Origin of the sequence: Actinomadura rubteroloni, assembly GCF_002911665.1 — a bacterium.
Classification (GTDB): Bacteria; Actinomycetota; Actinomycetes; order Streptosporangiales; family Streptosporangiaceae; genus Spirillospora; species Spirillospora rubteroloni.
This window is the reverse complement of the sequence record NZ_MTBP01000002.1, coordinates 340,207-352,555: the sequence shown is the minus strand read 5'-3', so window position 1 is coordinate 352,555 and position 12,349 is coordinate 340,207. Positions and strand designations below refer to the sequence as shown.

The window sequence follows — 12,349 nt, the reverse complement described above, 5'->3', positions numbered from 1 at the left end:
GGGTGCGATGAGCGCCGTACCCGCGGAGGACGGCCGCACCCGCCGGCCCGGGCTGCGCGAGCAGGCGGCGGCGGCCGTGGGCCTGCTCGACCGGCCGCTGACCTCCTACTACCTCGTGCTCGGCTGCACGTTCATGCTGCTCGCGCTCGGGCTGACGATGGTGCTGGCCGCGTCCAGCGTCAAGCAGCTCCAGGAGACCGGCTCGGCGTACACGCTGGTGCAGAAGCAGGCCATGTGGATGGCGCTCGGCGTGCTCGGCATGTGGGGCGCGTCGCGGCTGCCCGTCCGGACGTTCCGGACGCTCGCCTACCCGCTCCTGCTCCTGTCGGTCGTCGCGCTCGCGCTCGTGCTCGTCCCCGGCCTCAACCAGTCGGCGAACGGCGCGACGCGGTGGATCAGCTTCGGGCCGGTGCAGCTCCAGCCGTCCGAGCCCGCCAAGCTCGGGCTCGTCCTGTGGGGCGCGGACATCCTCGCCCGCAAGGAACGGCTCGGCCAGCTCACCGAGTGGCGCCCGCTGCTCGTCCCGCTGCTGCCGGGCGCGGGCCTGCTCGCCGTGCTCGTCATGCTCGGCGACGACCTCGGCACCACGATGGTGCTGCTCACGATCCTGCTCGCGCTGCTGTGGGTGGCGGGCGCGCCGGGACGGCTGTTCGTCGGCGTCGTCGGGCTCGTCGCGATGGTCGTGTCGATCCTCGCCGTCGTCAGCCCGTACCGGATGGCGCGGCTGACCGGATTCCTCGACCCCGAGGGCAACGCGCACGGCAGCTACTACCAGGGCATCCAGGGGCTGTTCGCGGTCGCGTCCGGCGGCTGGTTCGGCACCGGACTCGGCGAGGGACGCGCGCAGTGGGGGTTCCTGCCGCATCCCGAGACCGACTTCATCTTCGCGATCGTCGGGGAGCAGTTCGGGCTCGTCGGGACGCTCGTCGTCCTGCACTTGTTCGGGCTGCTGGCGTACGCGGGGCTGCGCATCGCCCGCCGCGTCAAGGACCCGTTCACCCGGCTCGCGGCGGCGGGCGCGACGTCGTGGCTGCTCGTCCAGGCCATCGTCAACATCGGCGCGGTGATCGGCGTGTTCCCCATCACAGGCATCCCGCTCCCGCTCGTCTCCTACGGCGGTTCGGCGCTGATCCCGACGCTGATCGCGCTGGGGATGCTGCTGGCGTTCGCGAAGCGCGAACCCGGCGCGCGGCAGGCGCTGGCCGCGCGCGGCCCCGGCCCGGTGGTGCGGGCTCTAAGCTGGCTGGGCCTGGCACGGCGCTGAACCCCCCGACAAGCAGGCGCACCGGAACTGTTGAGGAGTTGTCAAGGAGCATGAGGGTAGTCCTCGCCGGCGGCGGCACCGCCGGACACATCGAGCCCGCACTGGCCCTCGCCGACGCGCTGCGCCGCGACGACCCGCAGACCGGGATCACGTGCCTCGGCACCGAACGCGGCCTGGAGACCCGGCTGGTGCCGCAGCGGGGTTACGAGCTGGCGCTGATCCCGCCCGTCCCGCTGCCCCGCACGCTGACGCCGCAGCTCCTGACCGTCCCGGGACGGCTGCGCGGCGCGATCAACGCGGCGGCCAACGTCCTGGACCAGGCGCAGGCGGACGTCCTCGTCGGGTTCGGCGGCTACGTCGCCACGCCCGGGTACCTGGCGGCCCGCAAGCGCAAGGTGCCGATCATCGTCCACGAGGCGAACCCCAAGCCGGGCCTGGCCAACAAGCTCGGGTCGCGGTTCACCGACAACGTCGCCGTCTCCCACCACGACTCGCCGCTGCCGAACGCCCGCTACGTCGGGATCCCGCTGCGGCGCGAGATCGCCGCGCTGGACCGGCTCGCCGTCGGGGACAAGGCGCGCTCCTACTTCGGCCTCCTGCCGGACCTGCCCACCCTGCTGATCTTCGGCGGGTCGCAGGGCGCCCGGTCGCTGAACCAGGCGGCCGTCGAGTCCGCCCCGGCGTTCCGGCAGGCCGGGATCCAGGTGCTGCACATCGTCGGGCCGAAGAACACCGAGGAGCCCGAGCCCGCGCAGGGCGGCCCGCAGTACGTGACGATCCCGTACTGCGACCGGATGGACCTCGCCTACGCCGCCGCCGACATGGCGATGTGCCGGGCCGGGGCCATGACCTGCGCCGAGCTGGCCGCCGTGGGGCTGCCCGCGGTGTACGTGCCGCTGCCGATCGGCAACGGCGAGCAGAAGCTGAACGCCGAGCCGATCGTCGCCGCGGGCGGCGGGATGCTCGTCGACAACGCCGACCTGACCCCCGAGTGGATCGTCCGGCACCTGCTGCCCGTCCTCGCCGACCCGGGCCGGGTCGCCGCGATGTCGGAGGCCGCGGGCCGGATGGGACGGCGGGACGCCGACGTGGCGCTCGCCCAGATGGTGTACGAGGTCGTCCGCGCCGCCCACGGGCGGGGCGGGGACCGGTAGACCGCCGGCCGGCGGAGCGGGAGACGAGGGGACGCCACCCGATGAGTTCGATCAGCCCCGGCGCGGCGACGCCCGCCGGTGACCTCGGCAGGGTCCATTTCATCGCGATCGGCGGCGCCGGGATGTCCGGCGTCGCGCGCATCATGCTGCGGCGCGGCATGGCGGTGTCGGGCAGCGACGCCCGCGACGGGGAGCTGCTCGGCCAGCTCGCCGCGCTCGGCGCGCGCGTGCACGTGGGCCACGACGCCGCGCACCTCGGGGACGCCGACACGGTCGTGGTGTCCACGGCCGTCCGGGAGAGCAACCCGGAACTGGCGGCGGCGCGGGAGCGGGGGCTGCGCGTCCTGCACCGGTCGGAGGCGCTGGCGTCGCTGATGGCGGGACGGCGCGCGGTCGCGGTGGCGGGCACGCACGGCAAGACCACCACGACGTCGATGCTGACGGTCGCGCTCCAGCGGGCCGGCGCGGACCCGTCGTACTGCATCGGCGGGCAGCTCGTCACGACCGGGCTCGGCGCGGACGAAGGCTCGGGCGAGGTGTTCGTCGCCGAGGCCGACGAGAGCGACGGCTCGTTCCTGCGGTACACGCCCGACATCGCGATCGTCACCAACGTCGAGGCCGACCATCTCGACAACTACGGCGGGTTCGAGAAGGTCAAGGAGAACTTCGTCCGGTTCGTGGACCGGATCGTCCCCGGCGGCACGCTGGTCGCGGGCGCGGACGACCCGGTCGTCGCCGAGCTGGTCACGTACGCGCGCGGCCGGGGGCTGACCGTCCGGACGTACGGCGAGTCGGCCGACGCGGACCTGCGCGTCACCGGGTTCGTCCCGCGCGGCCTCGGCTCGGAGTTCACGGTCCCGGGCGTCGGCGCGGTCGCGCTCGGCGTCCCCGGACGGCACAACGCGCTCAACGCGACGGCGTGCGTGGCGGTCGCGCAGGCCCTCGGCCTCGACCTCGCCGCCGTCCGCGAGGGGTTGCGCGAGTTCGGCGGCGCGATGCGGCGGCTGGAGCGCAAGGGCTCGGCCGCCGGGGTCGAGGTGTTCGACAGCTACGCCCACCACCCGACCGAGGTCATCGCCGACCTCGACGCCACCCGCGACTACGTGGCGCAGCGCGACGGCGGCGGACGGATCGTCGCGGTGTTCCAGCCGCACCTGTACAGCCGCACCCGGTTCTTCGCCGCCGAGTTCGGCGCCGCGCTCGGCCGCGCCGACGTCGCGGTCGTGCTGGACGTCTACGGCGCCCGCGAGGACCCCGAGCCCGGCGTGACCGGCGCGCTCGTCGCCGACGCCGTCCCGGCCGGGATCGAGACGGTGTACGCGCCCGACCAGGAGACCGTCCCGGCGACGCTGGCGAAGCTGGCGCGGCCCGGCGACGTCGTGATCACGCTCGGCGCCGGGGACGTGACGCGGCTCGGGCCGAAGATCCTCGACGCGATCTCGGCCGTGTCCTGACCGTCCCGGCGTGGGATCCCGCACCGGCGGGCGCGGCCCCGCCATCCTTGGGATCATGACGGAGGCGGGGACGAGACGGCCGGCGCGGCGCACGCGCCGTCCCGACCGGTGGAAGGTGCTGTTCGTCGGGCTGCTGGTCGCGGCGGTGCTGGGCGTGTCGGGCTGGGCGCTGCTCGGGTCGCGGCTGCTGGTCGTCCGGCACGTCGAGGTCACCGGGACGAAGCTGCTCACGCCCGACCGGGTCGCGGCGGCGGCGGGGATCCGGCTCGGCCTGCCGATGGTGCGGCTGCATCCCGACGACGTCCGGCGCCGCGTCGCGGGCCTGCACGAGGTGGCGTCGGCGCGGGTGGAGCGGCACTGGCCCGCGACGGTGCGGATCGTGGTGCGCGAGCGCGTCCCGGTCGCCGCCTACCAGCGCGGCGGGCGCTACTTCCAGGTGGACACGGGCGGGTTCCCGGTGCGGGACGGCACGGCGGTCCCGGACGTCCCGCTGCTCACGGTCGGCGCGCCGTCCCCGACGGATCCGCCGACGCTGGCGGCGCTGCGCGTCGTCGGGGAACTGCCCGGCGGGCTGCGCGCGAAGGTCGCCGAGGTGTCCGCGCCGACCGTGGAATCGGTCACGTTGCGGCTGCGCGGCGGGCTCACGATCGTGTGGGGCTCGCCGGAGCGGGCGGGCGAGAAGGCGCGGCTCGCCGAGGCCGTGATGCGGACGCCGGCGGGGCGCGGACCGCGGACGATCGACGTCAGCTCGCCGGACGTGATCACCACCCGGTGACGGCCCGGCCCGTGTGTCGGGGCGAATACTGCGCCCGGATCGGGCACGCTTGAGCCTCGGACGGAAACGGCGGGTCCACCGCGCCGGCCGGGGCGCGCAGGCGCCCCAACCGGGCAACTCGTGCGGTCTGCGACACGCCGGTGCAGTTGGCGGCAGGTTAGTTGACCCTGGTGGAAGCCCGCCCTACTGTCCGTATCAGTCCTCAGGTTGACATAACTGTAAGCCTCACGTTGAGGGTGAGGGTTGGGCGACGGCCTCGGCCGCCGCGCTTCCCGAGCAGGCGACGTGGGCAATGGTCAGGAACACCGCGGCGGAACCGGTCCACTGGACCGCTTCCGACCGGTCGGCAGAGCGAGCGGAAAGGCCCCTCGTCGTGGCAGCACCGCAGAACTACCTCGCGGTCATCAAGGTCGTCGGCATCGGCGGCGGCGGCGTGAACGCCGTCAACCGGATGATCGAGGAGGGACTCAAGGGCGTCGAGTTCATCGCGATCAACACGGACGCCCAGGCGCTGCTGATGAGTGACGCCGACGTGAAACTGGACGTGGGCCGCGAGCTGACGCGCGGCCTCGGCGCCGGGGCCAACCCGGACGTGGGCCGCAAGGCCGCCGAGGACCACCGCGAGGAGATCGAGGAGGTCCTCAAGGGGGCCGACATGGTCTTCGTCACCGCCGGGGAGGGCGGCGGCACCGGCACCGGCGGCGCGCCCGTCGTGGCGAACATCGCCCGGTCGCTCGGCGCGCTGACGATCGGCGTCGTCACCCGTCCGTTCTCGTTCGAGGGCAAGCGCCGCGCGATGCAGGCCGAGGCCGGCATCGAGACGCTGCGCGACGAGGTCGACACGCTCATCGTGATCCCGAACGACCGGCTGCTGTCGATCTCCGACCGGCAGGTCAGCGTCCTGGACGCGTTCAAGGCCGCCGACCAGGTGCTCCTGTCCGGTGTCCAGGGCATCACCGACCTCATCACCACGCCCGGCCTCATCAACCTGGACTTCGCCGACGTCAAGTCGGTCATGTCCGGCGCGGGCTCGGCGCTCATGGGCATCGGCTCGGCGCGCGGCGACGACCGCAGCGTGGCCGCCGCCGAGATGGCGATCTCCAGCCCGCTGCTGGAGGCCAGCATCGACGGCGCCCACGGCGTGCTGCTGTCGATCTCCGGCGGGTCCGACCTCGGCCTGTTCGAGATCAACGAGGCGGCGCAGCTCGTGTCCAACGCCGCCGCCACCGACGCCAACATCATCTTCGGCGCCGTGATCGACGACGCCCTCGGCGACGAGGTCCGCGTCACCGTGATCGCCGCCGGGTTCGACGAACTGCTGCCCGGCAAGTCGGCCGCCGAGCCCGAACCGCGTCGGCTCCCGCCGCCGCCCCGGCCCACGCCGCCGCCGGTCGCGGCCACGCCGGTCAACCCGATCCCGAGCCGGATAGGGCGCGTCGAGCCGCCGGTGCCGCCGCAGACCATCGCGCAGGCCGCCGCCGCGCCCGTACCGGCGTCCGTCCCGGACGCCGAGGCCCGGCCCGTGAGCCCGCCGCCCGGCCGCCGCGAGCCCGAGTCGCGGCCCGAGCCGCCCGCGCCCGCCGACCGCGCGGACGCGGCCGAGCCCGACCCGGCGCCGTCCGGCGACGGGCCCGAGGGCACGCGGCCGCCCGCGCCGCGCCCGGCGGAGACGCCCGCCGGCCGCGCGGGGGAGGGCGACGGTCCGGCCGCGTCCGGGCGGGGCCGCCGTCCGGTCGTGTTCGACGAGGACGACGACCTCGACGTCCCCGACTTCCTGAAGTGATCACGCCGGTGCGGCTCGGCGCCGGGGTCGGCGCCGCGTTCACCGGCCGGTCGGGCGGCGTCAGCTCCGGTCCGTACGGCGCGCTGAACCTCGGCGGCGCCGTCGGCGACGACCCGCACGCCGTCGAGGCCAACCGGCGCCGCGCGGCGGCCGTCCTCGGCACCGACCCGGCGCGCACCGTCTGGATGCGGCAGGTCCACGGCGCGGAGGTCGCGCACGTGACCGCGCCCGAACCGGACCTCGCCGTGGACGCGATCGTCACGACCGTCCCGGGGCTGGCGCTCGCGGTGCTCGTCGCCGACTGCGCGCCGGTCCTGCTCGCCGATCCGGCGGCCGGGGTCGTCGGCGCCGCCCACGCGGGCCGGCCCGGGACGGCCGCCGGGGTCGTGCCCGCGCTCGTCGCCCGGATGGTCGACCTCGGCGCGGACCCGGCGCGCATCGCCGCGTCCGTCGGGCCCGCCGCGTGCGGGTCCTGCTACGAGGTGCCCGCCGCGATGCGCGACGAGGTGGCGGCGGTCGTCCCCGAGGCGCGCGCGACGACCCGGCAGGGCACGCCCGCGCTCGACATCCGCGCCGGGATCGCCGGGCAGCTCGCCCGCGCCGGGGTCGCCGACGTCCGGACGGACCCGCGCTGCACCCTGGAGACCCCGGACCTCTTCTCCTACCGCCGCGACGGCGTCACCGGGCGGTTCGCCGGGTTCGTCTGGCTCGCCGGATGACGCCCGAGGAGCGCACGGCCGAGCTGGCCGCCAACCTCGCCGACGTCCGCGCCCGGATCGCCGCCGCCTGCGCGGCGGCCGGACGGTCGCCGGACGACCTCACGCTCGTCGCCGTGACCAAGACCTTTCCCGCGTCCGACGTGCGGCTCCTCGCCGGGCTCGGGATCACCGACGTCGCCGAGAACCGCGACCAGGAGGCCCGCCCGAAGGCCGAGGAGACCGCCGACCTGGCGCTGACCCGCCACTTCGTCGGGCAGCTCCAGACCAACAAGGCCCGATCGGTCGCCGGGTACGCCGACGTCGTGCAGTCAGTGGACCGGGTCCGGCTCGTCCGGGCCCTGTCCGACGCCGCCGCGCGCACCGGACGGCCGCTGCGCTGTCTCGTCCAGGTCTCCCTGGACGAGGAGACGGGCCGGGGCGGCGCCGCGCCGGACGACGTCCCCGAGATCGCGGCGGAGATCGCGGCGGCCGGGGACCTGGACCTGGCCGGCGTCATGGCGGTCGCTCCACTCGGCGGCGACGCGCGGACGGCCTTCGCGCGACTCGCCGGGATCGCCGCGCGGCTGCGCGCCGATCACCCCGCCGCGACGGTCGTCTCGGCCGGAATGAGCGGGGATCTGGAGGTCGCGATCGAGTGCGGCGCGACACACCTGCGGATCGGTACGGCGTTGCTCGGAGGCCGACGGGCAATCGTCAGGTAATGTCCCACCCAGTGGCACCTGCTCAAACGGGGGCCGCGCGAATGCACCGTCCGCGAGCGGCGTCCGGGGCGCCGGGGGCCTGGGCCACAGGAGGAGCGTATGGCCAGCGCGATGCGCAAGATGGCGGTCTACCTCGGCCTTGTGGAGGACGACCGCTACGGCGACTACTACGATGACGACGTCTACGACGACGAGGCCGACGCCGCTGGGGGTCGCCGCCCGGGCGATGAGCCCGGCGGTCAGCTTACCCGAGCCGACGACGCGGTGGACCGTGATCACCACGCTCCCGCGGCCGAGCGCCGCCCCGTCGCGCTCTACGAATCCGGCACCACGGACCTCGCGCGTATCACTACGCTGCACCCGAGGACCTACAACGAGGCGCGGACCATCGGCGAGCACTTCCGCGAGGGCACGCCGGTGATCATGAACCTCACCGAGATGGTCGACAGCGACGCCAAGCGTCTCGTCGACTTCGCGGCGGGTCTGGTGTTCGGGCTGCACGGGAGCATCGAGCGTGTTACGAACAAGGTGTTCCTCCTCTCGCCGGCCAACGTCGAGGTGACGGCGGAGGACAAGGCCCGGATGGCGGAACGCGGGTTCTTCAACCAGAGCTGACGGTCACAGACGAAGGTAGTACGTGCGAATCCTCGAACAGGTGCTCGTCGCCCTGCTGTATCTCTTCCTCCTGTTCCTGGTCGGAAGGCTGGTGCTGGAGGTGCTGCAGTCGTTCGCGCGGTCGTGGAGGCCGCGCGGACTGCTGCTGGTGATCGCGGAGGCGACTTACACCGTCACCGACCCGCCACTGAAACTCTTCAGGCGTTTCATCCCGCCGGTCCGTCTGGGTAACGTGGCCTTGGACCTCAGCTTCACCTTGCTCATCCTTGTGGTCTGGGTCCTGATCTGGGTCGTGCAGGCGGTGATCCCTTGATCATCTTCGTGTGGAGGCTCTGATCGGATACCGTCCTAACGGACAGACTCCAAGCGCGCCAAGGAGACCAATATGCCGCTGACACCCGCAGACGTGCGGAACAAGCAGTTCAGTACCACCAGGCTGAGGCCGGGGTACGACGAGGAGGAGGTGGACGCCTTCCTCGACGAGGTCGAGGCCGAGCTGGACCGCCTCATCCAGGAGAACGAGGAGCTTCGCGCGAAGCTGGCCGAGTGCCTGCGCGGCAAGGTCCCGGCGATGGCGGCCCCGATCGTGGAGCCCAAGCCCGACGTGCAGAAGCTGCCCGAGCCGCCGCGTCCCGAGCCGCAGCAGCAGGCTCCGCAGCCCCAGCAGGCCCCGCCCCCGCCGCAGCCCGAACCCGAGCCCGCCCCGCTCGGCCTCGGCATGGGCGGCGCGCCCTCCGGCGAGGACAACATGGACACCGCGGCGCGCGTCCTCGCGCTCGCGCAGCAGACCGCCGACCAGGCCATCGCCGACGCGCGCCGCGAGGCCGACGAGACGCTCGGCCGCGCCCGCCGCGAGGCCGAGGAGATCCTCGGCAAGGCCCGCCGCCAGGCCGACCAGATCGTCACCGAGGCCCGCTCGCGCGCCGAGGCCCTCGACCGCGACGCCCAGGAGCGGCACCGCCAGGTCATGGGCTCGCTCGTCCAGCAGCGCGAGGAGCTGGAGCGCGAGGTCGACAACCTGCGCGCGTTCGAGCGCGAGTACCGCAGCCGCCTGAAGGTCTACCTGGAGGGCCTGCTCCGCGACGTCGAGGCGGGCGGCACCGAGACGGGCGGATTCCCCGTTCCGGCGTCGAACCTCGGCACCGTCGCGGGTCCGCAGACCGGCCCGCAGAACACCCTGGGCCACGGCGAGAACCGGCAGGGCGGCACGAACCCGACCGGCGCGAACCCCTTCCCGCCGCAGGCCGAGCCCCAGCACGCCCAGCAGCAGGTCCAGCACTCGGCGACGGGCGCGTTCCACGCGGGCGGCGACAATCCGCCGCACGAGCGGCGCTGACCGAGTCCGGACAGGCGGTAGTGTCTTCCCGGTCGCCGCGCCGTGGATGGCCCGCGTGCCATCCCGGCGGCGCGACGGCACGTCGGTGGACCCGCCCCGGACCGTCGTGACGGCTCGGGGAACGCCTGTAGAGCGGAGTTACCTGTGATCATCCTGAGTGGCGTCCTGGTGGTGGCGGCGATAGCCCTGCTCGTCGCGGGCATCGTCGCCGGCGAGGGAACGAGTGCCCAGGTCTTCGGCGTGGACGCGCTGATGGTGATCTACGTGTCCATCGGCGTCAGCATCGTCTCGTTGCTGTGCTTGATCGTCGGAGTGATCCTGCGGCGCAAGGAGCTGTTCGGCTCCGGCGCCTCCGCCGCGGCGGCCGACCGCCGCCGCAGGGAGCGCACCAAGGGCGCCCGCAAGACCGATCGCGCGTCCGCCAAGGACGGCGACACCGACGACGAGGACACCGCGGTCTCCGGCCCGGCCCCCGAGGTCCCGGCCGACGCGGTCGTCCATGTCGTGCGGGGCCGCAAGCGCTACCACCTCGACACGTGCCGGCAGCTCGCCGGGCGGACCGGGGAGGAGCTGACGTACGCCGAGGCGAAGGAAGAGGGCTTCAGCCCCTGTACCGCCTGCATGCCCGACACCGCGCTCGCGGCGCGCGCGGCGGTGTCGGTCCCGGCGGCCTCCGGTGACGGCGCGGCCCCCGAGGGGTCCGGCACGGACGGCGCCACGGCCTCCGCCCCGCTGCCGACGCGGCGCTCGCTGCTGAAGTCCGGCGGCACGGACGGCCCCGACGCCGAGCCCGCCGCCGACCCGGCCCCCACGGCGTCGTTCGCGGCCCTGCCCGAACCCGCACTGCCCGAGCCCGCCCCGGCCGAGCCCGACCCGGCCCCCGCGCCGTTCGCGGGCCTGCCCGAACCCGCCGCCCCGGCCGAGCCCCCGTCGGCCCCCGTGCCCGCACCGCAGCCGGAGGCACGGCCCGAACCCCGGCCCGAGCCGCCGGCCGGGCCCGCGGCGCCGCACGAGCCCGATCCGCTGGCCGCGCTGGACTCCGACCCGTCCGCGTCCGGCCCGGTGCCGTCGGCGTGGCCCGTCCCGGGCGGGCCGCCCGCGGGTGAGCCCGCGTACGAGAAGCCGTACGAGCCGAGCTACGACGTGTCGTATGAGACGCCGTACGAGCCCGTCCGCGAGCAGCCGGCCTACGAGCCGGAGCCCCGCGCGGTCGACCCGCTCGCCGGGCTGCCGCCGGAGTCGTTCCGTCCGTCCGCGCCGGACCCGCTGACCGATCCGCTGGCCGCGCTGCCGAGCGAGCCGCCCCGGCGCCCGGACCCGCTGACCGATCCGCTGACGGCGCCGTTCGACGACCCGCTGGCGTTCCCGAGTTCCACGAACGCGCCGCGTCCGCGCGTGTCCGGCCCGGCGGCGACGCACGACGACACACCCGTTCGTTCGGACCCCTTCGCCCCCACGGGCGGGGCGCCCGCGGCGGGCGGCGACGACGAGCCCGTCCGGATCCTCAGCGGCACCAAGCGCTACCACCGGATCGACTGCGCGCTCATCGAGGACATCGGCGACGAGGCCGACGACCTGGAGGCGCTGTCGCGGGCGGAGGCCAAGGCCCGGGGCTGCACGCCCTGCCTGGTCTGCCAGCCCGACCGCGAACGCGCGCACTGACCGCGCACCGACCCGCACCGACACCCTGCCGACGGCCGCCTCCCGCTCCGGGACGCGGCCGTCCGCCGTCTCAGCGGGCGTCGCGCCGTTCGTCGCGCTCCCGGCGCCGCTCCGCCAGCCGCTCCTCGCGCCGTTCCTCATGGCGGCGGCGGTGCTCCTCGCGGCGTTCGCGGCGCAGCGCGGCGCGGCTCGCGCCGGCTTCGCGGCGCCGCACGGACACGCCGCCGAACAGGACGAGCCCGGTGAGCCGGATCGTGGGGGCGTCGGGGTCCAGTTCGTCCTCGACGGGCTCGACGCCGCCGAACACGGTCGCGACCGAGCTGACCACGCGCACGCCCGGCGGGACGGTGATCTCCACCCCGCCGAAGATCGCCGTGATGTTGACCGTGACCTCGCGCTGGGACAGGACGGCACGCCGGAAGTCCAGCTCGATGCCGCCGAACACGCACGTCGCGGACGTGTGCGGCTCCACGAGCCAGCGGCCCTTGCGCTCGGCCCCGGAGAAGATCGCGATGAGCGAGCTGGACTGCGGCGGGGGCGGCGGCGCGGCCTCGGCCTCCTTGCGGAGCGAGACGGCCGGGGCGGGCGCGGCGGCGCCGGGCACGGCGGGCAGGTCGTGCAGGACGGGCTCCAGCTCGGCGTACGTCCGCGCCCGGTAGACCGCGTCGATCCGCTCGGCGTGCTCCTCCGCGGTGATCCGGCCCTCGGCCAGGGCCTCGCGGAGCCGGTCGGCGACGCGGTCGCGGTCGGCGTCGGACGCGCGCAACGACGCCGGCCCGGCGGGTGCCGGACCGGGCGTTGAGGGGTCTTCTGGAAGGTTCACCCCGCCATCATCGCAAACGCGATGTGTCGCGTTGAACCCCTTGCGGAAGATCGGGGCGGCCGG

Annotated in this window: 12 protein-coding genes; 11 read left to right on the top strand and 1 reads right to left on the bottom strand. The window is 74.8% G+C overall.

Features of this window, described 5'->3' with window-relative positions; all coding sequences use genetic code 11:
* Positions 1-7: 7 nt before the first annotated feature.
* From ftsW to BTM25_RS12945, 11 genes are all read left to right on the top strand, one after another.
* A complete protein-coding gene (gene ftsW / locus BTM25_RS12995; protein ID WP_103563167.1) occupies positions 8-1,264 on the top strand; it encodes a putative lipid II flippase FtsW in 1,257 nt (418 codons plus the stop codon).
* A gap of 50 nt (positions 1,265-1,314) precedes the next feature.
* Positions 1,315-2,418, top strand: coding sequence for an undecaprenyldiphospho-muramoylpentapeptide beta-N-acetylglucosaminyltransferase (murG, locus tag BTM25_RS12990; protein WP_103563166.1), 1,104 nt, complete (start codon positions 1,315-1,317; stop codon positions 2,416-2,418).
* A 41-nt stretch (positions 2,419-2,459) separates the two neighbouring features.
* Positions 2,460-3,872 carry a UDP-N-acetylmuramate--L-alanine ligase gene (gene murC / locus BTM25_RS12985; RefSeq protein ID WP_103563165.1) on the top strand — a complete coding sequence of 471 codons (1,413 nt, stop codon included), beginning with the start codon at positions 2,460-2,462 and terminating at the stop codon, positions 3,870-3,872.
* A 55-nt stretch (positions 3,873-3,927) separates the two neighbouring features.
* Positions 3,928-4,647, top strand: coding sequence for a cell division protein FtsQ/DivIB (locus BTM25_RS12980; RefSeq protein ID WP_103563164.1), 720 nt, complete (start codon positions 3,928-3,930; stop codon positions 4,645-4,647).
* A 373-nt stretch (positions 4,648-5,020) separates the two neighbouring features.
* Entirely contained in the window at positions 5,021-6,430 is a 1,410-nt protein-coding gene (ftsZ, locus tag BTM25_RS12975; protein WP_103563163.1) for a cell division protein FtsZ, read from the top strand.
* Complete coding sequence (gene pgeF, locus BTM25_RS12970) at positions 6,427-7,149, top strand: peptidoglycan editing factor PgeF (protein ID WP_103563162.1); 723 nt, start codon at positions 6,427-6,429, stop codon at positions 7,147-7,149. The genes ftsZ and pgeF overlap by 4 nt, the downstream gene beginning before the upstream one ends.
* Positions 7,146-7,850: a YggS family pyridoxal phosphate-dependent enzyme gene (locus tag BTM25_RS12965; RefSeq protein ID WP_103563161.1), complete on the top strand. Its 705-nt coding sequence runs from the start codon at positions 7,146-7,148 to the stop codon at positions 7,848-7,850. The genes pgeF and BTM25_RS12965 overlap by 4 nt, the downstream gene beginning before the upstream one ends.
* A 99-nt stretch (positions 7,851-7,949) precedes the next feature.
* Positions 7,950-8,465, top strand: coding sequence for a cell division protein SepF (locus BTM25_RS12960; protein ID WP_103563160.1), 516 nt, complete (start codon positions 7,950-7,952; stop codon positions 8,463-8,465).
* A 22-nt stretch (positions 8,466-8,487) separates the two neighbouring features.
* Positions 8,488-8,778 (top strand): YggT family protein, encoded by a 291-nt coding sequence (locus BTM25_RS12955; RefSeq protein ID WP_103563159.1) that lies wholly within the window; start codon positions 8,488-8,490, stop codon positions 8,776-8,778.
* A gap of 72 nt (positions 8,779-8,850) precedes the next feature.
* Positions 8,851-9,801 (top strand): DivIVA domain-containing protein, encoded by a 951-nt coding sequence (locus tag BTM25_RS12950; protein ID WP_103563158.1) that lies wholly within the window; start codon positions 8,851-8,853, stop codon positions 9,799-9,801.
* A gap of 144 nt (positions 9,802-9,945) precedes the next feature.
* The gene (locus BTM25_RS12945; RefSeq protein WP_103563157.1) at positions 9,946-11,463 is read left to right on the top strand and encodes a hypothetical protein; all 1,518 of its coding nucleotides are present in this window, start codon (positions 9,946-9,948) and stop codon (positions 11,461-11,463) included.
* Positions 11,464-11,533: 70 nt separating this feature from the next.
* On the opposite strand, the gene BTM25_RS12940 is transcribed toward BTM25_RS12945, so the two are convergent.
* Entirely contained in the window at positions 11,534-12,286 is a 753-nt protein-coding gene (locus tag BTM25_RS12940) for a DUF1707 SHOCT-like domain-containing protein (RefSeq protein ID WP_103563156.1), read from the bottom strand.
* Positions 12,287-12,349 lie beyond the last annotated feature (63 nt).

What these genes read in the sequence shown, in the direction of transcription:
- ftsW (WP_103563167.1), top strand. Translation starts at nt 8, where the DNA reads ATGAGCGCCGTACCCGCGGAGGACGGCCGCACCCGCCGGCCCGGGCTG.
- murG (WP_103563166.1), top strand. Translation starts at nt 1,315, where the DNA reads ATGAGGGTAGTCCTCGCCGGCGGCGGCACCGCCGGACACATCGAGCCC.
- murC (WP_103563165.1), top strand. Translation starts at nt 2,460, where the DNA reads ATGAGTTCGATCAGCCCCGGCGCGGCGACGCCCGCCGGTGACCTCGGC.
- BTM25_RS12980 (WP_103563164.1), top strand. Translation starts at nt 3,928, where the DNA reads ATGACGGAGGCGGGGACGAGACGGCCGGCGCGGCGCACGCGCCGTCCC.
- BTM25_RS12965 (WP_103563161.1), top strand. Translation starts at nt 7,146, where the DNA reads ATGACGCCCGAGGAGCGCACGGCCGAGCTGGCCGCCAACCTCGCCGAC.
- BTM25_RS12960 (WP_103563160.1), top strand. Translation starts at nt 7,950, where the DNA reads ATGGCCAGCGCGATGCGCAAGATGGCGGTCTACCTCGGCCTTGTGGAG.
- BTM25_RS12950 (WP_103563158.1), top strand. Translation starts at nt 8,851, where the DNA reads ATGCCGCTGACACCCGCAGACGTGCGGAACAAGCAGTTCAGTACCACC.